This is a genomic window from Pseudoalteromonas xiamenensis (assembly GCF_030994125.1).
Classification (GTDB): Bacteria; Pseudomonadota; Gammaproteobacteria; order Enterobacterales; family Alteromonadaceae; genus Pseudoalteromonas; species Pseudoalteromonas xiamenensis_B.
Map to the genome: position 1 here is coordinate 275,447 of NZ_CP099917.1, position 20,647 is coordinate 296,093.

A 20,647-nucleotide genomic window follows, 5' to 3' on the forward strand; every position below is an offset into this window, starting at 1 on the left:
ACGAATAAACGCAAAAAAAAGGCCAGTAAAACACTGGCCAAATACTCTCTGCGCTCACATAGTCGTTGACGGACAACGAATATGATTGAGACTCATCCAAGTCTCATAAGTTAAGACTAGTGATTTCATGGAAAGTTCAAATTAAAGATAAAAAAGATTAAAAAAATTTGAGTCCCTCTCAGGACTCAATTTTTTAATTTAAAATGAGTGACTTTGCGGTGTCTAGCACACCAGGGTATCTTTCCTCTGGCAATATTTCAGCGAGTTCAGCTAACTTCTCACCGAGATCATGCAGTGTATTTCCTGAGACATTTATATGACCCATCTTTCTACCCGGTTTTGAAGATTTACCATACCAGTGACTGGTTACATCGCTCACGGCAAGCACTTCTTTTGGAATTTCTTTTTCGCCAAGCACATTAATCATTGCTGTTGGACGAAGAAGAGTTGTCGATCCTAATGGTAAACCCGCGATAGCTCGCATGTGATTTTCAAATTGACTCGTATGCGCGCCTTGTTGACTCCAGTGACCGGAATTATGAACGCGAGGTGCGATTTCATTTACCAGTAAATCACCTTCAACATCGAAGAATTCCACGGCGAGTACTCCAACATAGTCGAGCGCATTGGCTATTTTGGTAAATGCCTCTTCCGCCTGTGACTGAATATCGGGCTTTTCTTTACCCGCAACAGATAACGTTAACACACCATTGGTATGCTGATTTTCAGTTAAGGGGTAAATCTTAACTTCGCCGTTTTTACCTCGAGCGCCGATAATACTGACTTCTCTGTCAAACTTAATCATCTGTTCTGCTAATATCGCATGCGGTTGTTGAGCATTTCCCCGAGATAAAAATTCGCTCATCTCTGACCAAATTTGTTCAACGTTAGAGTCTTCTTTTACACGCCACTGACCTTTGCCATCGTAGCCCGCTTGGCACGTTTTTAAAACGAGTGGATAACCCAAGCTTGTAATTGCTTGATCAAAATGCGTACGCTCTGTGATCAAACAGTGAGGGGCACTAGGTACATTAGCTTCGTCTAAAAGCGCTTTTTCTTTCGCTCGATCCCCGCCTGTCGCAATCGCTTCTGCGCCTGGATAAAACTTCTTTGATGCTTGGCAAAGCGCAAGGACGTCTAATGGAATGTGTTCGAATTCTGCGGTAATGCTATCTGCCCAGATAATTGCGTCTTGCAGTGACATGTCATATTGCTTAAAACTGACAGGATCGATAACGTTACCTGAAGAAGAATCATAAGCCAATGTTACTAAATCAAGTGGAGTCCCTGCGAGACTCATCATGCGAGCTAATTGACCCGCTCCAAGTACTAAAATATTCATATTATTCAGCTGGATTAGGGTTGGCTAGAACAGATTCAGTTTGTGCTTTTCTAAATGCTTCAATTTTTTCGAAAATTTCCGGATTTTGACATCCTAAAATTTGTGCCGCAAGTAAACCTGCGTTCGCCGCACCCGCATCTCCTATGGCCAATGTACCCACTGCAACGCCTTTTGGCATCTGACAGATAGATAAAAGAGAATCGACACCGTTAAGTGTTTTAGATTTTACGGGAACACCTAACACTGGCAGGCTTGTAAATGCCGCAGCCATGCCCGGTAAATGCGCAGCGCCACCAGCGCCTGCAATGATTACTTTAATTCCGCGCTCAGCAGCATTGGATGCATATTCTGCTAATAAGTGAGGTGTGCGGTGTGCTGATACAACTTTTGTTTCGTAAGCAATACCAAAATTATCTAACATTTCTGCTGCATGTTGCATTGTAGGCCAATCTGACTTCGAACCCATGATAATGCCAACGGTCATAGGAAATTCCTCACTTTTACTTGTAACGATACGATAAATTGATGCGTTTCTTGCACGCATTGGGGTAGCTGCATTATACCCAACTCTTCCCTTGTTGCGAAGTTGCAACACGTCATAGTTCTACGATTTTGGGCGTCAAAATTGGAAATATTTTTGTTTGTACACCATATTTTATTAACTGAGCGCGCTCAATTTATTTAATGAGCACGCTCAGTTATTTAGGAAAATGGCGATATAACAGAGAGATAACTAAATGGATAAGCGACTAAAGACTAAAGAACGCATCCTAGACGCTGCATGGCATCTTTTTCATAATCAAGGCTTTTGTGATACGACCACAAGGCAGATAGCAACGCAATCACACGTTGCTAACGGTACGGTATTTACACATTATCCGAATAAGGGTGCTCTTTTAAAGGAGGCTTTTGATAAACAAGCGTGCGCACTAATTCTTGAAGCTAAACAAACGAACAAACAACACTCCCCTCGTTTATCTTTGCGGCATTTTGCATCGTTCTTATATCCGTTTTATATCGCACATAGAACGCTCTCGAAAACATACTTTAGTGAACTTATCCTTTCAGGTCGATCCGAATCTTGCCATCTATCATTACTTGAACACGAAATACATCAAGGCCAGCCATTTTTAAAATCGAAAGTTCCGCTATTAATCGATCTTTACGTGATGACGTTTGTTTTCAGTGAAGTTGATAAACATGACGATGTTGGTAACACGTTGAGATTGCTGAGTACGAAACTTCAACATATCGGTTAGTATGATGTGTTCAAAACGAATAGATTAAGTAGCAATTATTCAAGCGACGAAGATAAGTATGGAATCCGCAGTTTGTAACGGTGTTTATTGCAGCAATATTGTCAACGTGGATTTTGGCTTTCCAATTTTTAGAACGTAACCACTCTATCCCTTTGCTATACATTTGCAACGCGCTTAACGCTTCTTGCATATAGTGATAACCACGATAGTTCTCATCTAGCTCAAATGAAACTAAGAAAGCATCAAATCTCGAAGCGAATTGAATGCCTATAGAGCCTATTAATTGTTCATTATCTTTAATAATCGCTAAACGAACGCCTTTTTTCTGTAGGTACTGTTCGATATCCCACTGTATCCAAGCTCTAAGTTCTGTGCTCGTTATCCCCTTCTCATAATCGTTAAATCGTTGCGTCGAATGTTGAGAGAGTATCTTATGTAGATATGTAACATCTTTGTACTTGATGGGTCGTAACGTCAAATGTTCTGTAATAATTTCCATTTTATTGTTGTTTGTTATAATCCGAGACTATCGTTTTCAGATTGGAAAAATAAGATGTCTACAGAGTTTAACGTGATCCCGCCAACAACAAAAGTATATTGCAAAGAACGTGGTGAAGGTTGGACACTGACCGGTATAACATCTGAAAAAGAAAATACGTCGGTAATGTTCAACGGTATTCGATACACAATTCCAGCAATAAAAATTTTACAAGAGTTGCTGCCAAATTTTGAAAAATGGCAGCGAGGCGAACTTACAGATTAAACACTGAATGAAGCGCTGGCTGTACTTTTAATTTAGGCTTCTCTTCGGTATACGGTGATTCAGCTAGAAGCGGAACGTGCAGATGACTTTTTAACGTTTCTAAATTTTGCTCATATTCGAGCATTTCAGGGTCGACTTGATTGGCGACCCATCCTACGCATTGACATCCCGCTTGTTCAATGACTCTTAACGTTAACAACGCATGGTTCAAACAACCCAGTTTCATTCCAACCACCAAAATCACTGGTAACTGTTGCAGGCTAACCCAATCAGAATAATATTCAGTATCGTTCAACGGGATCATCCACCCGCCAGCGCCTTCAACTAACGTGTATTCTTGCCCAAGAGAAGTAATCTCTTGATACTTCGTTGTCAATTCTAATACTGAAAGCGATCTGCCTTCTCTCGCTGCAGCTATATGTGGCGCAACAGGACTCATAAAGCAAAAAGGGTTGACTTGTTCATACTTTGCATGCGTCGTAGACGACTCCATCAATAGTAAAGCATCCGTGTTAACGGGCTGTCCAAACGCGATTTCTGCTCCAGCGGCGATTGGTTTAAACCCGAAGCCTAACCTTTGTTTATGCGCAAGATATTTTAGCAGCAGCGACGTTACGTGTGTTTTGCCTACTTCAGTGTCTGTTCCTGTAATGAAGAATGATTGCATTTCCTTGTTACCCCTTAGTTAACTTTAATAATGCCACTTCGTAAGTCACTTCATAAATCCCGTTTTTGCATGGGTAATTAGACAAAATAGATAAGATTTTGGATTTGCCACCTAGACCAACACAAGCTTGCTTAGGCACTAATGTGTGATTAGCACCAATCTTCTTGATCGATTGCAATGCTTCTTTTGGTGTCATAAAGACGTCTTTTAGGGAAACCTGCTCTATCGTTTGCAGTTTAAGTGACGAAGATTTTATGTAGCGCTTGAGAGTCTCAATATGAGTGAATTTATTAACGTTACTTTTTAAGTTTGAATCGAGATAGGCTTGTTTTACTTCGCTTAGCGAGCCTTCTAGAACAACACTCAGATAAGCTTCACCACGCGGCTTAAGGACGGATGCTAAATTTGTTAATAACGCGTTCAAATCTTGGCTCCACTGCATCGCAAAATTGCTAAATACTAAGTCGAATACGTTTTGTTGAAAAGGCAGAGCATCCATATCAGCACAAACTTTATGAATCCCCTCACTCGACGCTAACATTGATTCGCTGAGGTCTAATTGTACGACTAGGTTTGAAACAGCACTTAATGTCGAATAATGTAACCCTGGTCCGCAACCTAAGTCTAATGCACAACGCCGTTTTTCGGAGCCTATCCATTCGAATAGAATCTGCGCGCTCTTTGCTTGCACTTTCGCATGCTCTTCATAAAATGCAGCGGCTTTAGAAAATTTTTTTGCAGTCATGGACTTGTTGATAGCGTTCATACGATCTGTTTAAGCTCCATGAGTAACGTATCGATATCCTCTCGCGTATGTTCTGAGGTAATCGTAATTCTCAGTCTTGCGGTATTAAACGGAACTGTAGGTGGGCGAATTGCAGTAAGCCAAATCCCCTTTTCTCTTAGCTTTTTCTGTGCGCAAACGGTTGCTTCAGCATCGCCCAACACTATCGGTTGAATCGGCGATTTAGAACTCAGCAGAGGTAATGCCAGTTCAGTTGCACAACGAGTAAAGTACTCAATGTTCGACTGAAGTTTTTCGCGTTGCGCCGATGCATTTAGCACTCGTTCTACTTGCTTTAAATTCAATGCCGCTAAAATCGGCGACATCGCTGTTGAATAGATGTATTCGCGATTAAATTGAAGAAGATAATCGATAAAGGATTGCGAACCTAAAATACAAGCGCCTTGACCACCGACAGCTTTACCAAACGTGATGATCAGTATGTTTGGTCTTATCGTTTCGACAGACCCTAAGCCATGTTTGCCCAAAACGCCAAACGCGTGAGCATCATCAACCATTAGCCACGCATTGTGCTTTTTGGCAAGGTCCGCTATCGCATCGAGCTGGGCACAGTCACCATCCATTGAAAAAATGCCTTCGGTTACAATAAGCTTGTTTTCGGATTTTGATTTTTCGAGCCGACTTCTAAGATGGTTTACGTCATTATGGTTAAAGCGTTCCAGCTTTGCATTCGAATCTAAGCTACCGTCAAGCAAACTCGCGTGGTTCAATTTATCTTGAAATACAGTGCTGTTAGTGCTGACTTTCGGGTCATTAAATAATGCTTTTATCACACCTACGTTAGCACTAAAACCTGAATTGCAGAGCAACGCGGCTTCGTAACCTAATGTATCGCATAAAAGAGCTTCGAGCGCGTAATGTTCTTGCGTATACCCCGTCACTAACGCCGACGCACTCGCGCCTATCCGATTTTGCCTTAAATTCGAAACATCCGTTACAGAACCAATTCCGAGGTAATCATTGCTTGCAAAATTCAAATAGCGTCTACCATCGACGGTGATCTGGCGACCATCCGACGACTCGATGCACGTGCGCGCTCTTCTCAAATTTTCGAGTTCGCGCGCAATTACTGCTTGTTCTACAAAAGCGAAATGGCTCATATTAGGCTTCGTAAAACAACTCAGAGGTCTGTTTATCCGCGATAGCTGAACTCAGCGAGGCTTCATAGGCTTCGTCAGAATAGTCTTCTCGAGTTTCCGGACGCATACCGAGCTTCTTAAGTAATAACATGTCTGCATCTGCTTCAGGGTTTTCAGTTGTCAGCAACTTATCACCGTAAAAAATGCTATTTGCCCCCGCGAAGAAACACATGGATTGCATTTGTTCGTTCATTTGAGTGCGGCCTGCAGACAAACGCACATAACTTTTAGGCATCATGATACGCGCTACTGCGATAGTGCGGATAAATTCAAAATGATCTAAATCGTCTACGTTTTCAAGTGGCGTACCTTTTACTTTCACTAGCATGTTGATTGGCACACTTTCTGGTTGCTTAGGTAAGTTTGCTAAATTAAGTAATAAGCCAAAACGATCTGCTGCTTGCTCACCCATACCCACGATGCCACCTGAACACACTTTCATGCCTGCACCACGAACATGATCAAGCGTGTCTAAACGGTCCTGATAAGTACGTGTTGTGATGATTTGTTGATAGTACTCGGGTGAGGTATCGAGATTGTGGTTGTAATAATCCAAACCAGCCGTCGCTAAGGTATTTGCTTTGTCTTCAGACAGCATGCCAAGCGTCATACACGTTTCTAGGCCAAGCGCTTTGACTTCTTTTACCATTTTTTCGATGTACGGCATGTCTCTGTCTTTCGGATCTGACCAAGCTGCACCCATACAAAAACGTGTCGCGCCTTTAGTTTTCGCTAGTCGAGCTTGTTCTACTACCTTCTCTACTTCCATTAATCGTTCACGCTCTAACTCTGTTTTGTAATGACCTGACTGCGGACAGTATTTACAATCTTCAGGACAAGCACCGGTTTTAATGGACAGGAGCGTTGAGATTTGAACTTCATTCGGGTTAAATGTTTCACGGTGAATTGACGCCGCTTTAAATAGCAGGTCGTTAAATGGCATTTCAAATAGCGCTTTGACTTCTTCATAAGTCCAATCGTGACGTACAGTTCCCAAACTCATAACTATCTCTTCTTTATTGTCTTCTATCCCTTGCCGGGACTGTGGTTTTTGCTTAGTCTACTGCACGAATGTTTGTTGTCAACGCTGACCAGCCACCAAAGGTTTACCATTGAATAAATTAAACACTATTGATTTGGATTTTGATAAAAATCATATCTGGCATCCTTATACATCGATGATTAATCCACTCCCTGTGTATCCAGTTGCACGGACTTACGAGAATAAAATTATCCTCGAAAATGGCAAAACGCTCATTGATGGGATGGCCTCATGGTGGAGCGCAATTCACGGTTATAGTCACCCCGAACTCGTAAATGCTATCGTCGAGCAAGCGCAAACTATGAGTCACATTATGTTTGGAGGCATCACGCATGAGCCCGCCGTTGAGCTCTGTAAAAGACTAGTTAATATAACTGCGCCTCGCTTAAGTAAAGTTTTTCTAGCCGACAGTGGTTCTGTAAGTGTCGAAGTATCAATAAAAATGGCGATGCAATATTGGCTGAGCCAAGGTATTACGACCAAGTCAAAACTCATGACCGCAAAAAAAGGCTATCATGGCGACACGTTCGCCGCGATGAGTGTTTGTGATCCGATTAATTCGATGCACAGCATGTATAAAGGTTTCTTGCCTGAACACATATTCGTTGAAGCCCCAAAGTCCGCTTTTTATTCCAATTTCGACGAACTAGAACTTGAGCAACTTGAAGATGCGTTTAAAAATCACCATAACGAGGTTTGTGCATTTATCATTGAACCCATTGTACAAAACGCGGGAGGAATGAATTTCTACCATCCAAGCTACCTTAAATCGTTGAGACTGCTATGCGACAAATACGATGTCCTTCTCATTTTGGATGAAATCGCAACAGGCTTCGGCCGCACAGGAAAATTATTTGCCTACGAACACGCAAATATAGAGCCAGACATTCTGTGTATCGGTAAAGCTCTGACTGGTGGCATGATGACCTTATCAGCTACTTTGACGACGGATAAAATTGCAAATGGGATAAGTTCTGGTGAAGCGGGTGTGCTTATGCATGGACCTACTTTTATGGGCAACCCTTTAGCTTGTAAGGTTGCGAGCGCCAGTATAGATTTGCTGTTTGAATCGAATTGGGCTGACAATGTCACTCGCGTTGAATCGTCACTTAAAGCACTAAAATCCTGTGAAACGTTATCTTCCGTTGTTGACGTTAGAATATTAGGTGCTATTGGCGTTGTAGAACTTAATAGAAGTGTTGATGTAGCCAAAATACAGCGTTTCTTTATCGAAAAAGGTGTCTGGATCCGTCCGTTTGGCAAACTAATCTATTTAATGCCGCCATATACTTCACCATCAGAAGATATAACTCGACTTTGTAATGCAGTTTTTGATGCTATCTATCAAGATGAATTTTAGTGCATAACTCACTGACAGTTTGAGTGGACTACCACTCAAACTGACGTGCCATGTTACTGATGGTTCTTAGTGCGACATGGTGGATATTTCGCTTTTGGTAAAGATGCTGTAAAGACTTATCTTTTACTTCACCTACTACAACTTCTTTAACTTGATACCCCATTGCATGCGCAGCTGCGCTGTAGGCGACATATTCCCAACGTCGAATGTTCGTGTTATCGACAATGACCAGCTCAATCCCTTCCGCTAGCGAGTTGATGAATCGCGCTAAGTTTAAATTATGAAACTCAGATAGTTTCGTTTTATCAAATTGATAGGACCCGTCTGACTGCAAAAAATAATCGTCCGTAGAACAAATCACATAACGTGTTTCATCCCCACCAACTAATTCTTCGGCGAGCGAGAAGGCATAATGTGACTTACCCGATCCTGGTAGTCCTCGGAGTATAAAAGCTTGCTTCATTCTTTTTATATATCGTTTTGAATTTAAACCACAGTCTATAGTTTGCCATAAAAATACGAGATAACCTATTCACACAGCGTCAAATTGTTCAACAAATCGCCTAAAATGAAATGTAATTTCTACTCAGTCTCTAGATCGTGCGTTTGTTTCCAACAATTTTACATTGAAACGAAAAAGCTGGTTTTTTTATTTGTATTTCGATTGTAAGATACGACACTCGCATCAACATTTATGATGCACGTATAGAATATTTATTGGTAACTAAAATCATTGGAGTGAAAATGAGTCACATAGCGATAACGGAGCTATTAAAGGGCACCGTTGCGGTTGACAGCCAAGTCACAGTTAAGGGCTGGATCCGTACACGACGCGATTCAAAAGCAGGTATTTCTTTTTTAGCCGTTCATGACGGTTCTTGTTTTGATCCTATTCAAGCTGTAGTGCCAAATTCACTCAATAATTATGAAGAAATAACTCGTTTAACAGCGAGCTGCTCTGTTTCAGTCACCGGTAAACTTGTCGCGTCTGAAGGTGCTGGTCAATCATTCGAAATCCAAGCAGAATCGGTTGAAGTGTTAGGCTGGGTTGAAAATCCAGACACATACCCAATGGCAGCTAAGCGTCATTCGATTGAATATTTACGTGAACACGCTCACCTACGCCCTCGTACGAACGTTATTGGTGCCGTTACTCGCGTACGTAACTGTCTTGCACAAGCTATTCACCGTTTCTATCACGAGCGTGGATATGTTTGGATTAGCACGCCTATCGTAACCGCAAGCGACTGTGAAGGCGCTGGTGAAATGTTTCGTGTTTCTACATTAGACATGAACAACCTACCACGCACAGAAAAAGGTGATGTAGATTACAGTGAGGATTTCTTTGGCAAAGAAGCTTTCCTAACGGTGTCAGGTCAGCTAAACGGTGAAACGTACGCAAGCGCGATGTCAAAAATCTACACTTTTGGTCCCACATTCCGTGCAGAAAACTCAAATACTTCGCGTCACCTAGCAGAATTCTGGATGGTTGAGCCAGAGGTTGCGTTTGCAGACCTAAATGATATCGCAAAACTTGCAGAAGACATGCTTAAATATGTGTTTAAAGCAGTGCTTACAGAACGTCCTGATGATATGGCTTTCTTTGCAGAGCGTATTGAGCCAACAGCGGTAACTCGTCTTGAGTCTTTCATCGATAAAGATTTTGCGCAAGTTGACTACACTGATGCCATTACGATTCTTCAAAATTGTGGTAAGCAATTTGAATTCCCTGTTGAATGGGGTGTTGATCTTCAATCTGAACACGAAAGATATTTGGCTGAAGTCCATTTTGAAGCGCCTGTAGTTATTAAAAATTACCCTCGCGATATTAAAGCGTTCTACATGCGCCAAAATGAAGATGGCAAAACGGTTGCTGCAATGGACGTGGTGGCACCAGGTATTGGTGAAATCATAGGTGGTTCACAACGTGAAGAACGTTTGGATGTGCTTGACGCTCGTTTAGACGAAATGGGCCTCAACAAAGAAGATTACTGGTGGTATCGTGACCTTCGCCGTTACGGTACAGTACCACATTCAGGTTTTGGTCTTGGTTTTGAGCGTTTGGTTGCTTATGTAACAGGTATGGGCAACGTTCGCGATGTTATCGCCTTCCCTCGTACTAAAGGAAGTGCAACGTTCTAAGCGTTTTCACTTTGGATAAAAAAACCCAGCAGATGCTGGGTTTTTTTGTTGCTAGGTTGCAGTTAACCCAACTCGAAAAACTATAAGTATTAAAGTACTTCTAATAGTTCTACGTCAAATACAAGCGTTGAGTAAGGTGCAATTGAAGCACCTGCACCGCGCTCGCCATACGCAAGCTCGTGCGGAATGTATAAACGCCATTTCGAACCTGCAGCCATCATTTGAAGCGCTTCAGTCCAACCACGGATCACGCCGTTAACTGGGAATTCTGCTGGTTGACCGCGCTCATATGAACTGTCGAATACAGCACCATTAATTAAAGTACCGTGGTAATGAACACGTACTGACGATTCAGCTGCTGGTTTAGCACCTTCACCAGTTTCAATTACTTCATATTGTAAGCCAGAAGGCGTTACAGTGATTTCTGGACGTTTTGCGTTATCTTCTAAGAACGCTTTGCCTTCTGCAGCCATCGCCTGTGCTTCTTGATCACGACGAGCTTGGATCTCTTCGTTGATTTTTTCAAATGCTGCTTGGATCTCAGGGATCGCAACTTGGAACTCCGCACCCGTGAAGCCATCTTTGATGCCTTCGAATACTGAGTTTAAATTTAGACCTTCAAATGGGTTAGCTTTAAGTTGCTCGCCCATTTGTAAACCAATACCGTAGCTTGCTTTAGAAGCATCGTTATTAAATAAATCAGACATTAAGTTCTACTTATTTGTTAAAAGAAGCTTCAATGCTACCACACATCGACTAAGGGCTCAAAAGGGCTTTATTTATCCAAAGAGACTTTGCTCTTTAAATCGCCGATTAGCCAAGTTGCGGCTGGTAACGTTAAGAAAAGTGCGAGGTTAAGTTCTGTAGAATATTCGACGAGTGTTGTTGTCACATAATGGCCAAATAACACAATTGCCGATAAGGATACTGTAATAGCGCCAAAAAACGGGCTTAGTTTTTCATACTTGGTAATAAGGTGTGCAGCAAGAAAAACGTAGATAAGCGTAAACAACACGGTCGTAAACAAACTAGGATCCGGCTGTACATCAATGCTCATTATTAAAGCTGTGGATAGCCCTTGTAAGTAGGCGTATCCAAACAAAACCCATACTACAGTATGTTTTACGTAACTCATTAACATAGCGCCTCCAAACGAAAAAAACCGCCTAAGAGGCGGTTTTGGGAATGAGGTGGCGGAGAGATAGGGATTTGAACCCTAGATACGCTATTAACGTATGCCGGTTTTCAAGACCGGTGCTTTCAACCACTCAGCCATCTCTCCGTTGTTGGCGCGCATATTAGTGGTTTTGAATTGACATGTAAAGACTAAATGGTCGATTTTTAAAATTATTTTATTTATTTGAATATTCAACACCAACTTAATATTAGTAGTATTGTTTAGGTCGCTTCGCTACCCAAGCGCCAAGCATCGTTAAAACGAGAAGAAGTAGTACAAATCCACTTGCTGAAACTAAACCAACATGTTTAGCATCTGATACTTTTAACATTCCGGCTAAAATGGTCGGAAGGTTTGCTAAAATAAGTACCGTAGATAAAACTCGAAAAGCACGCCAGAATTCAAATCGCCTAGAATAGCTCATCCACCAACATACTAAGACACCCAACATCAGCGATGGCAATGAACTTAGCACTATCCAATGAAGCTCATTTAAACCCAATAAGTCTTGTTGTTGAATCAACAAAAAAGAGCAAACGGAACCAAACAAGCCTAGACTTGTCCAAACGCGCCATTTTTCTTTTTCTTTAAGAAAGAGATTTCCCATGATTTTGTCTTTATTATTGTTAAATTTTGACTATCTAAGCCTACAAAACAATCGCTTATAAAACAACCAAAATTAATAAGCGGCCACACCGATAGTAGACCGCAACAATGAAAGAAAATTCAAAATTTTTATAAATTAATAAAAAATGAGTCCAAAGCATGGCGAGATTGTTTCTTTATTTGCACTTCTGGTGTCCCGATGTATAAGTAACCTACAATCTCATCGTGCTCAGATAAATTTAGTTTTGCCTTGATTGTGGGACTTACCGCGAAATGCCCAGTTCTCCAGACTGCGCCTAACCCTTGAGCGTAAGCTGCTTGTTGCATCGCAAAGCAACTGCAGGCTGCAGACTCTACTTGCTCTAACCACGGAACCTTCGGATGGTCTTTTTGTGTTTTAGCAATAGCGATAATTACTAAAGGTGCTCGCAATGGTAACGATTTAGCGCGTTCTTTCGTTCGCTCATCCAACGCTTCGGCCACCGCTGCTTCGAAAAACCATTCACCAAGGGTGTTTAAGCTGTCACCTTCAACTACATAAAACAGCCAAGGAGCTAACGCACCATGGTCAGGCACTTTTAAGGCTGCCTTTTTAATAATTTCCAACTGTTCTGTAGAAGGACCTGGATCGGTGAGACGAGCGTCGGATTGACGCTCTAAAAGTAATTCGATTGCGTTCATGATATAGATTTCAGTGTGTAATTTGTCGACTAGTCTATCACACTAACATTTTGTTTTTGAACGTTGGCTTTATGGTCAAATAGCCAATAGTCGAGACTTGTAAAACGCCCTGCTCCATTTGCAAAAAGCACCAACAACATCACGAAATATGTAAACGCAAACTCTACTCCATTGTTTAGGATAGCGACTGAGCCTTTTTCCGTTAAATAGTTTTCATAACCTGTATCGGCAATAATTTCTTTTATGTAATCAAGTCGCTCTTTTGTTGCGAGACTATTCTCTAAACTCATGTCAGCTCCAGGAATATTCAACCAAGAAAAAATGAGCGCTGGGCTGGTCGACGGATTTGTTGGTGTAATGGCAAACCAACCACTTTCTAAATGTACAGTGAAAATGGCTATCAACATAGTGACGATGAGAGGCAAGCTAACAAGGCGTGTCAACAGTCCTACGATTAATAGCCAACCACCTAAAAATTCGGTCCAACCAGCCATAAAGGCGAGTAAGTCGGGAAACGGTAATCCAAGTCCCCACTCTGTATTACCGAACCATGAGGTAACACTGGGATCAGCAAGAAGTTTGTCTAAGCCTGTTACATCGTTATTTGATAAATTAAGTTTACTGAAGCCAGCAACGACCATTACGGGGCCCAAAATTAGTCGAAGGGCAAGAGAGGTGAAATCTCGTGCAAAAAGTTTTGGTGCGGTTGATGGAAAGGCTAAATAGGATAAATATTTTTTCATGCGGTCTACACTTACTATTTTAGATTCAAGTATAGACCGCTATTGGGCGAAATATATTTCTTAAATTGTTCTTGCGACTTCTAAAGCTTCCGCAATAGCGCGTTTTGCATCAATTGCAGCGGCTAATTTTGCTCCGCCTATCACATGTTGATTTGCTGGCATGGCGTCTTTATTAAACAAATGGTCATTGGACTCTTGCCCGATACACGCAATCACGGTATCAACGTCCAATAATGTTTCGACTCCATTTTGTTTAATTAACAGGCCTTGCTTGTCAAAACGAATGTATTCACAGTTTGAATGTTGTTTGACATTGTGATGTTTCGCAACTGCTCGGTGGATCCATCCCGTCGTTTTACCTAAGTCCTTACCAAAACTGCCTTCACTGCGTTTTAGCATGTGAATTTCACGTTTCTCCTGAGATCCAATAGGTTTGCATTCAATACCCCACTGAGATTTAAAATTCTCAATGCTTTGGTTTCGTTCTTCTGTCAAAAATGCAACCATATCGAAACCAATTCCACCCGCACCAAGAATTGCGATTTTGTTACCAAGTTCAACCTCTCCTCGAATCACTTCATCGTAGGCTAAAACACGCTTATCGTCAGCACATTCGAATCGCGCTAAACGTGGTCTGACACCCGTTGCAAAGACCACATCATCATAAAGCGATGTCATTGTTTCGTCGTATTCACAATTAAATTCAAGTTCAACATTCAATCGAGTAAGTTCATGGTTGAAATAATCGAGTGTGAACTGAAAATCTTCTTTACCTGGAATTTGACGAGCAAGGTTGAATTGACCGCCAGCGACCGAGTTTTTCTCAATGACTTTAACGTGATGACCTTTCTTCGCAAGATAAATAGCCGCTGAAAGACCAGCTGGTCCGGCGCCAACGACTAATACCTTTTTCGTCTTCATTGTAGTAACAATCGGTTTATCTAATTCAAAGCAAGCTTGTGGATTAACCAAACACGTAGCACGCTTACCCTTAAACACCTGATCCAAGCATCCCTGATTACAACCTATACAAATATTAATTTCAGCACGTCGATTTTGCTCATACTTGTTAAAAAAGTCCGGGTCAGCAAGTAAAGGGCGAGCCATTGATATTAAATCAGATTGACCTTGCTCTAAAATTTCATTCGCTAATTCTGGCGTGTTAATTCGGTTAACAGCGATAACAGGTATATCAACAGCCTGTTTGAGACGTAAAGATGCTTCACGGAATGCCCCAGGAGGAACCATACTCGCAATAGTAGGAACACGCGCTTCGTGCCAACCGATCCCAGTATTTAAAATATCTACGCCTTCATCCGCTAACCATTTGGCTTGTTGTACCACTTCTTCTTTGGTCGAACCATCTGGTACCAAATCCATAACTGAAATTCGGAAAATAATGAGGAAAGACGGACTAACATTTGCGCGAACGGCGCGAACAATCTCAAGCGCCAATCGCATCCTATTTTCTAATGTACCACCGTACATATCCTGACGTTTGTTGGTATGAGGTGCGATAAATTCATTAAGTAAATAACCTTCAGAACCCATTATTTCAACACCATCGTAACCCGCTTTTTCGGCAAGTTTTGCTGACTTTGCAAAATCTTTAATGGTCGATTTTATTGAAGAAATCGACATCGTTTTTGGTTTGTATGGGTTTATTGGCGCTTTTAACGAACTCGGCGCGACATTGAATGGATGGTATGCATAACGACCCGCGTGCAATAATTGCAAGCAAATCTTACCACCATGTTTATGCACCGCATCGGTATACAGACGATGTTTGATAACGTCGTATATCGTATTAAAGGAAGCCGCTATCGGTGTTAGTTTACCGCGAATATTTGGACTATACCCACCTGTTATAATCAAACCAACGCCGCCTTTGGAGCGCTCTTCATAAAAAGCCGCTAACTTTTTGCGGTTATGCCATCCTTCTTCCAGTCCGGTATGCATAGACCCCATTACCAGACGGTTACGTAGAGTGGTATGCGTTAATTTTAATTCTTTTTCTAACATTTCGAGCCTCTTCACTGGTCTTACCTGTGAAACATTAACGTTTTTATAAATTTTCGCAAGCGTTATGTCATAAATCGTCACCCATCTGGTGACACAAAAATATTAAATTGCGGGAATTTGGTTTTATCATCCAAGGTTGGTTTATAAAGCATAATGACAAAATCACACCTTGTTACTTTTTTTACTCAGTCTTTAACCCAGAATCAGATATGATAAAGTGAGTGAAATTCTTAAGTTAGGAAAGGCATCATTTTGGATTACGTCAAAACAGTTTTTCGATTTCTGTGGAAAGCGATAAACTTTTCAAGAAACTTGATTCTCAATCTCATTTTCTTCGGCATCCTTTTCGCCGTCATTTTTAGTATTGAAGAAAACGAGCAAACACACACAATTGTTGCACAGGAATCGGCGTTAGTTTTAAACCTAAGTGGCATCTTGGTTGAAGAAAAACGCTATGTTGATCCTATCGAAGCTGCATTTAGCGACTTCAGCGATGACAAAGAGCCAGCAGAAATATTGGTTGATGACGTCGTGGAAGCAGTTAAAAATGCTGCGGATGATTCTAGAATCAAAGCCATTGTATTAGACCTTAAATCATTGCATCGCGCTCATCTGGATAAACTCAAGCGCATTGGAGTTGCCCTAAACGACTTCAAAGCACAAGGTAAGCAAGTTATTGCCTATGGGGACTACTATTCTCAAGCACAATATTATCTCGCGAGTTACGCAGACGAAGTTGTTTTACACCCTTACGGCGGCGTGAGCATTGATGGTTTTGGTGTTTACCCTATCTACTTTAAAGACGCGTTAGACAAACTATCTATTACTCAGCACGTGTTCCGCGTTGGCACATACAAATCGGCTGTAGAACCGTTTATCCGAAATGACATGTCAGAAGCGGCGAAAGAAGCCAATCGTTTATGGTTAGGTGAACTTTGGTCTCACTATAAAAATGACGTTTCGTTGAACCGTAAGTTTGATGAAAGTAATTTTGATGAAACGTTGGATATCTTTGTCGAGAAGCTAGAACAAACTCAAGGTGACTACGCTCAGTATGCGTTGCATAACAAATGGGTAGACAAATTGGCGACACGCCAAGAATTGACCGAAGAACTTGTTGGATTGGTTGGAGAAGACGAAAAAACAAAATCGTTTAATCGGATTGCATTTCAGGACTATCTAGATCTAACACGACTTAACCACTTTGATATCCCAATGGGTGACAAAGTAGCTGTTGTCGTCGCTAAAGGGTCAATTATGGACGGAAAGCAACGAGCTGGTGAAATTGGTGGTGACTCTACTGCAGCACTACTTAAAAAGGCGCGTTTGGATGATAAGGTCAAAGCGGTTGTTCTGCGAATCGATTCAGGCGGTGGCAGCATGTTCGCTTCAGAGATTATCCGAAACGAAGTACTTGCAATTAAAGCCGCAGGCAAGCCAGTCGTTGCGTCAATGGGTTCAGTCGCCGCGTCTGGTGGTTATTGGATTGCCGCTTCAGCAAATGAGATTTGGGCTTCAGAAAATACGATCACCGGCTCAATTGGCGTATTTGGCACGATAATGACAATTGAAAATAGTCTCAAAAAATTAGGTATTTATTCAGACGGTGTTGGCACTACCGAATTACAAGGTAGTTCGTTCACTCGAGGTATTGACCCTAAGATGGCCAATGTCATTCAAAAAGGTGTTGAAAACGCCTACGATAAATTTATCACCGTCGTGTCAAATTCAAGAAACATTCCAAAAGAAAAAGTGAATGAAATTGCGCAAGGTCGTGTTTGGCTTGCACCACAAGCGCTTGAATTTGGTCTAGTAGATAAACTAGGCTCAAAAGATGATGCTATTGCAGCCGCTGCCGCACTTGCTAATTTAGATCAATACGATGTTGAAGTTGTTGAGCAAGACTTGACTGAGCAAGAAAGGCTAATCCAGAAGATTTTCGGTGTAGCCTCCGTTAAGTCCTTGGTGGGCGGCGTCTACAGTTCCATCGCTGATTCAACTGCGTTATCTGGTCTAATAGGTATGGCACAAGATACACTGAACACACAAACTAAACTGATTAAACAGTATAACGACCCAAATGGCGTTTACAGCCGCTGTATATATTGTGAATCTGTTCAGTAATTTACTCACTGCAATGTGATGCTGCAGTTGGTATACTTAGCCCAGAATTAATTCTGGGCTTTTTTATGAACCGTAAAAGAATCTATATTGCTTACACGGGCGGTACGATTGGTATGAAACAATCCAGTCGTGGATACGTTCCTGTCGCGGGCTACCTTACTCAAACCGTTGAACAGAATGCTGAGTTCACTCGTGAAGAAATGCCGCTATTCGACATTCATGAGTATTGCCCGCTCATTGATTCATCCGATATGTCCCCTTCACATTGGCAATTAATTGCGGATGACATCAAATCAAAATACCATGATTACGACGGATTTGTCGTTTTACACGGCACCGACACCATGGCGTACACGGCCTCTGCACTGTCTTTTATGCTAGAGAACCTTACAAAGCCTGTTATTGTCACTGGATCGCAAATTCCGTTGTCTCAGCTACGTTCCGATGGGCAGGTAAACCTGCTCAATGCCATGTATTTAGCTGCAAATTACCCAATTGCTGAAGTTAGTTTATTCTTCAATAATCAATTATTTAGAGGTAACCGCGCCACCAAAGCGCATGCTGACGGTTTTGATGCTTTTGCATCCCCTAACCTTCCTCCTTTGGCACAGTCGGGTATCAACATTCAGCTTATTGAAGGTCGCTTAAGTCCTTACGTCGACCAAGCCTTGAGAGTTACCCCAATAACTCCTCAACCGATTGGTGTGTTGTATCTTTACCCTGGCATTTCTGTTGAAATGATAAAAACGTTGTTGAACAGCGATATAAAAGCGTTGATCCTACTGAGTTTTGGCGTTGGCAATGCACCTCAAGATCCAGACTTTTTAACTGCACTTAAAAATGCCTGTGATCGTGGAATTGTGATTGTTAATCTAACACAGTGTATAAAAGGTCAGGTAAACATGGGCGGTTATGCAACTGGAAACGCGTTGTTAAATTGCGGCGTAATAAGTGGATACGACATGACCGTGGAAGCCTGTCTAACTAAACTGCATTATCTGTTTAGCCAAAACTTAGAATTGGAAACAATTCGCCATCTGATGCAAGATAACCTTCGTGGTGAACTTTCGCGATAAAAAAAGGCCTGTTAATTCAGGCCTTTTTTTATTATCTAACTTTCTGGTCAATGTCGACCAAATCGGTAAGGTGACAGGTTTCACCTTGGTGAGTTTTGATCCCATGCTCACCAAAATAGTCTCGTTGAGCCTGTACCAAATGACCATTGCTCGCGGTACTTAGCGTCGCAATATAATTTTGAGTCGCACTTAATACTGGAAACGCTAAGCCCGAAGAAACCGCTACACCCGCAACTTTACGCAGAGCTTTCGTTTCGCTCGACAACGTATCGATGAACTCAACACCCTCAGCGATATCGTCTAAATAGTCAGCACGAATGATACAACCCGCTCGCCAAGTCTGTAGGGTTTTTGCTAAATCTACTTTCCATTGATGCGCTCTTGAAGCACCTTTTATCAATGCTAAACCTTGGCGATAACACAATAAACTCGCTAGATAGAAAGCATCTTTAAGGTCATCTAAATCGACCTTAATTTCGTCTGTCTCTTTCGTTTGATATGTCATTTCTTTTGCGGCGTGAGTATCAATGGTGTTCGTTAGGTGACGAGCCTGTACGGCTGCAACAAGCGAAGGCACAGCGATACCGAGTTCAAGTGCATTTTGCGCAGTCCAAAGACCTGTTCCTTTAGCACCGACTTTATTGTCAATTAAATCGACCAACGCTTCATCTTGTTCTGTTTTAAGCTCAAGGATGTGTGCAGAAATGGCTAATAGGTAACTATTTAACCGGCCTTCAGACCAACTACGGAATATCGCCGCGACTTCTTCCGGTGAGCGTTTCGTGCCGAAACGTAATAGCTGGTATACTTCAGCTATAAGCTGCATTAGCGCATACTCAATGCCATTGTGTACCATCTTAACAAAATGCCCACTTGCAGATTGGCCGACACGCGCAAAGCAAGATTCACCGTTGTAACTTGCGGCAACTTTCTCGAACCATGGTTCAATGCGTTCCCAACCGCCCTCAGACCCGCTCGCCATCATAGCCGGTCCATGACGCGCTCCCTCAGCACCGCCCGAAATGCCCATCGTGGCGAATTCAAATTTATTTTGATACTTCAGTTTACGAGCGATACCATCTTTGTAGTTGCTATTCCCGCAATCAACAATGATATCGTCTTTATCAACGCCAGCTTCAACTAAATCTGAACAGACTTTGTCAACTAATTCGCCAGCCGGAACCAACAGTAGAATAGAACGAGGTGCTTCAAGACGTTTAATCATATCACCAAGGTCTGAAACAATATGCAAACGCTCTGCAATGCCTAATGACTGCGCTTGGCTGATAAGTTCAGCGCCCGCATCGGGGTTAGTATCATATGCGACTAACGTTAGCCCTTTTTCGATAAGATTTAGCGCTAGGTTTTTCCCCATCACACCCAAACCAACTAATGCAACTTGCATTTAGTTTCCTCCTCGGTAACAACGTATTGGTTATTTCTAACTTTGCCGCGCATTATAAACGAGCACGCTAAAAGTAGCGAGTTTCACGTCCCCGCTCAATTATAGTAGCCCGAATTTCACTTGTTAGGCGGCATGAACGATTTATACTTCTATCTATCGATGTCTTTGCTCGTTGACGGGCGCTGACACCGGTGTCATAATGACGTCATACAGATCATATAGATTAATACGATATGAAACAATTAAAGCCGTTGTTTTTTATCTGTAATTGACTACAAAATCTGCAATGTAGAA

Annotated in this window: 21 protein-coding genes and 1 tRNA gene; 6 read left to right on the plus strand and 16 right to left on the minus strand. The window is 41.9% G+C overall.

All coding sequences use genetic code 11. The features are described 5' to 3' along the window. Window positions 1-193: 193 nt before the first annotated feature. Both NI389_RS01205 and purE read right to left on the minus strand, forming a co-directional pair. On the minus strand, window positions 194-1,342 hold the full coding sequence (locus NI389_RS01205; RefSeq protein ID WP_308361220.1) for a 5-(carboxyamino)imidazole ribonucleotide synthase: 1,149 nt from the start codon (window positions 1,340-1,342) through the stop codon (window positions 194-196). 1 nt (window position 1,343) lies between these two features. Further along, entirely contained in the window at window positions 1,344-1,826 is a 483-nt protein-coding gene (purE, locus tag NI389_RS01210) for a 5-(carboxyamino)imidazole ribonucleotide mutase (protein ID WP_308361221.1), read from the minus strand. 253 nt (window positions 1,827-2,079) lie between these two features. Here purE and NI389_RS01215 point away from each other — a divergent pair, with 253 nt between their 5' ends. Continuing rightward, the gene (locus NI389_RS01215) at window positions 2,080-2,601 is read left to right on the plus strand and encodes a TetR/AcrR family transcriptional regulator (protein ID WP_308361222.1); all 522 of its coding nucleotides are present in this window, start codon (window positions 2,080-2,082) and stop codon (window positions 2,599-2,601) included. 10 nt (window positions 2,602-2,611) lie between these two features. On the opposite strand, the gene NI389_RS01220 is transcribed toward NI389_RS01215, so the two are convergent. Continuing rightward, entirely contained in the window at window positions 2,612-3,100 is a 489-nt protein-coding gene (locus NI389_RS01220) for a GNAT family N-acetyltransferase (protein WP_308361223.1), read from the minus strand. A gap of 54 nt (window positions 3,101-3,154) precedes the next feature. Between NI389_RS01220 and NI389_RS01225 the strand changes: the two genes are divergently transcribed. Next, window positions 3,155-3,364, plus strand: a complete 210-nt coding sequence (locus tag NI389_RS01225; RefSeq protein WP_308361224.1) for a hypothetical protein — start codon at window positions 3,155-3,157, stop codon at window positions 3,362-3,364. Here the strand turns inward: NI389_RS01225 and bioD are convergent. The 4 genes from bioD to bioB are packed head-to-tail and all read right to left on the minus strand — an operon-like array spanning window position 3,354 to window position 6,978. Further along, a complete protein-coding gene (bioD, locus tag NI389_RS01230; protein ID WP_308361225.1) occupies window positions 3,354-4,031 on the minus strand; it encodes a dethiobiotin synthase in 678 nt (225 codons plus the stop codon). The two genes, NI389_RS01225 and bioD, sit on opposite strands and share 11 nt — an antisense overlap. Before the next feature lie 7 nt (window positions 4,032-4,038). Continuing rightward, a complete protein-coding gene (locus NI389_RS01235) occupies window positions 4,039-4,797 on the minus strand; it encodes a methyltransferase domain-containing protein (RefSeq protein WP_308361226.1) in 759 nt (252 codons plus the stop codon). Beyond that, a complete protein-coding gene (locus NI389_RS01240; protein WP_308361227.1) occupies window positions 4,794-5,936 on the minus strand; it encodes an aminotransferase class I/II-fold pyridoxal phosphate-dependent enzyme in 1,143 nt (380 codons plus the stop codon). Before NI389_RS01240 ends, NI389_RS01235 begins: the two co-directional genes overlap by 4 nt. 1 nt (window position 5,937) lies before the next feature. Continuing rightward, complete coding sequence (gene bioB, locus NI389_RS01245; protein ID WP_308361228.1) at window positions 5,938-6,978, minus strand: biotin synthase BioB; 1,041 nt, start codon at window positions 6,976-6,978, stop codon at window positions 5,938-5,940. Window positions 6,979-7,087: 109 nt separating this feature from the next. On the opposite strand from bioB, the gene bioA reads away from it, so the two are divergent. Beyond that, window positions 7,088-8,377 carry an adenosylmethionine--8-amino-7-oxononanoate transaminase gene (gene bioA, locus NI389_RS01250; protein WP_308361229.1) on the plus strand — a complete coding sequence of 430 codons (1,290 nt, stop codon included), beginning with the start codon at window positions 7,088-7,090 and terminating at the stop codon, window positions 8,375-8,377. A gap of 28 nt (window positions 8,378-8,405) precedes the next feature. On the opposite strand, the gene NI389_RS01255 is transcribed toward bioA, so the two are convergent. Continuing rightward, a complete protein-coding gene (locus NI389_RS01255) occupies window positions 8,406-8,840 on the minus strand; it encodes an AAA family ATPase (protein WP_308361230.1) in 435 nt (144 codons plus the stop codon). A 281-nt stretch (window positions 8,841-9,121) separates the two neighbouring features. Here NI389_RS01255 and asnS point away from each other — a divergent pair, with 281 nt between their 5' ends. Then, a complete protein-coding gene (gene asnS / locus NI389_RS01260) occupies window positions 9,122-10,519 on the plus strand; it encodes an asparagine--tRNA ligase (RefSeq protein ID WP_308361231.1) in 1,398 nt (465 codons plus the stop codon). Between the two features lie 89 nt (window positions 10,520-10,608). On the opposite strand, the gene NI389_RS01265 is transcribed toward asnS, so the two are convergent. The 7 genes from NI389_RS01265 to NI389_RS01295 all read right to left on the minus strand — a co-directional run bounded on the left by NI389_RS01265 (window position 10,609) and on the right by NI389_RS01295 (window position 15,748). Further along, entirely contained in the window at window positions 10,609-11,226 is a 618-nt protein-coding gene (locus NI389_RS01265) for an FKBP-type peptidyl-prolyl cis-trans isomerase (protein ID WP_308361232.1), read from the minus strand. A 68-nt stretch (window positions 11,227-11,294) separates the two neighbouring features. Continuing rightward, window positions 11,295-11,654, minus strand: a complete 360-nt coding sequence (locus NI389_RS01270; protein WP_308361233.1) for a hypothetical protein — start codon at window positions 11,652-11,654, stop codon at window positions 11,295-11,297. A 56-nt stretch (window positions 11,655-11,710) separates the two neighbouring features. Further along, a tRNA-Ser gene (locus tag NI389_RS01275) sits at window positions 11,711-11,801 on the minus strand. Window positions 11,802-11,904: 103 nt separating this feature from the next. After that, a complete protein-coding gene (locus NI389_RS01280) occupies window positions 11,905-12,303 on the minus strand; it encodes a hypothetical protein (protein WP_308361234.1) in 399 nt (132 codons plus the stop codon). Between the two features lie 128 nt (window positions 12,304-12,431). Next, on the minus strand, window positions 12,432-12,983 hold the full coding sequence (locus NI389_RS01285; protein WP_308361235.1) for a nitroreductase family protein: 552 nt from the start codon (window positions 12,981-12,983) through the stop codon (window positions 12,432-12,434). 29 nt (window positions 12,984-13,012) lie between these two features. After that, a complete protein-coding gene (locus tag NI389_RS01290) occupies window positions 13,013-13,726 on the minus strand; it encodes an HvfX family Cu-binding RiPP maturation protein (protein ID WP_308361236.1) in 714 nt (237 codons plus the stop codon). A 60-nt stretch (window positions 13,727-13,786) separates the two neighbouring features. Further along, the gene (locus NI389_RS01295) at window positions 13,787-15,748 is read right to left on the minus strand and encodes an FAD-dependent oxidoreductase (protein ID WP_308361237.1); all 1,962 of its coding nucleotides are present in this window, start codon (window positions 15,746-15,748) and stop codon (window positions 13,787-13,789) included. A gap of 252 nt (window positions 15,749-16,000) precedes the next feature. Between NI389_RS01295 and sppA the strand changes: the two genes are divergently transcribed. Both sppA and ansA read left to right on the plus strand, forming a co-directional pair. After that, complete coding sequence (sppA, locus tag NI389_RS01300) at window positions 16,001-17,872, plus strand: signal peptide peptidase SppA (RefSeq protein ID WP_308361238.1); 1,872 nt, start codon at window positions 16,001-16,003, stop codon at window positions 17,870-17,872. 65 nt (window positions 17,873-17,937) lie between these two features. Next, window positions 17,938-18,948, plus strand: a complete 1,011-nt coding sequence (gene ansA / locus NI389_RS01305) for an asparaginase (RefSeq protein ID WP_308361239.1) — start codon at window positions 17,938-17,940, stop codon at window positions 18,946-18,948. 31 nt (window positions 18,949-18,979) lie between these two features. Here ansA and gndA read toward each other — a convergent pair whose 3' ends face one another. Beyond that, complete coding sequence (gene gndA / locus NI389_RS01310) at window positions 18,980-20,353, minus strand: NADP-dependent phosphogluconate dehydrogenase (protein WP_308361240.1); 1,374 nt, start codon at window positions 20,351-20,353, stop codon at window positions 18,980-18,982. Window positions 20,354-20,647 lie beyond the last annotated feature (294 nt).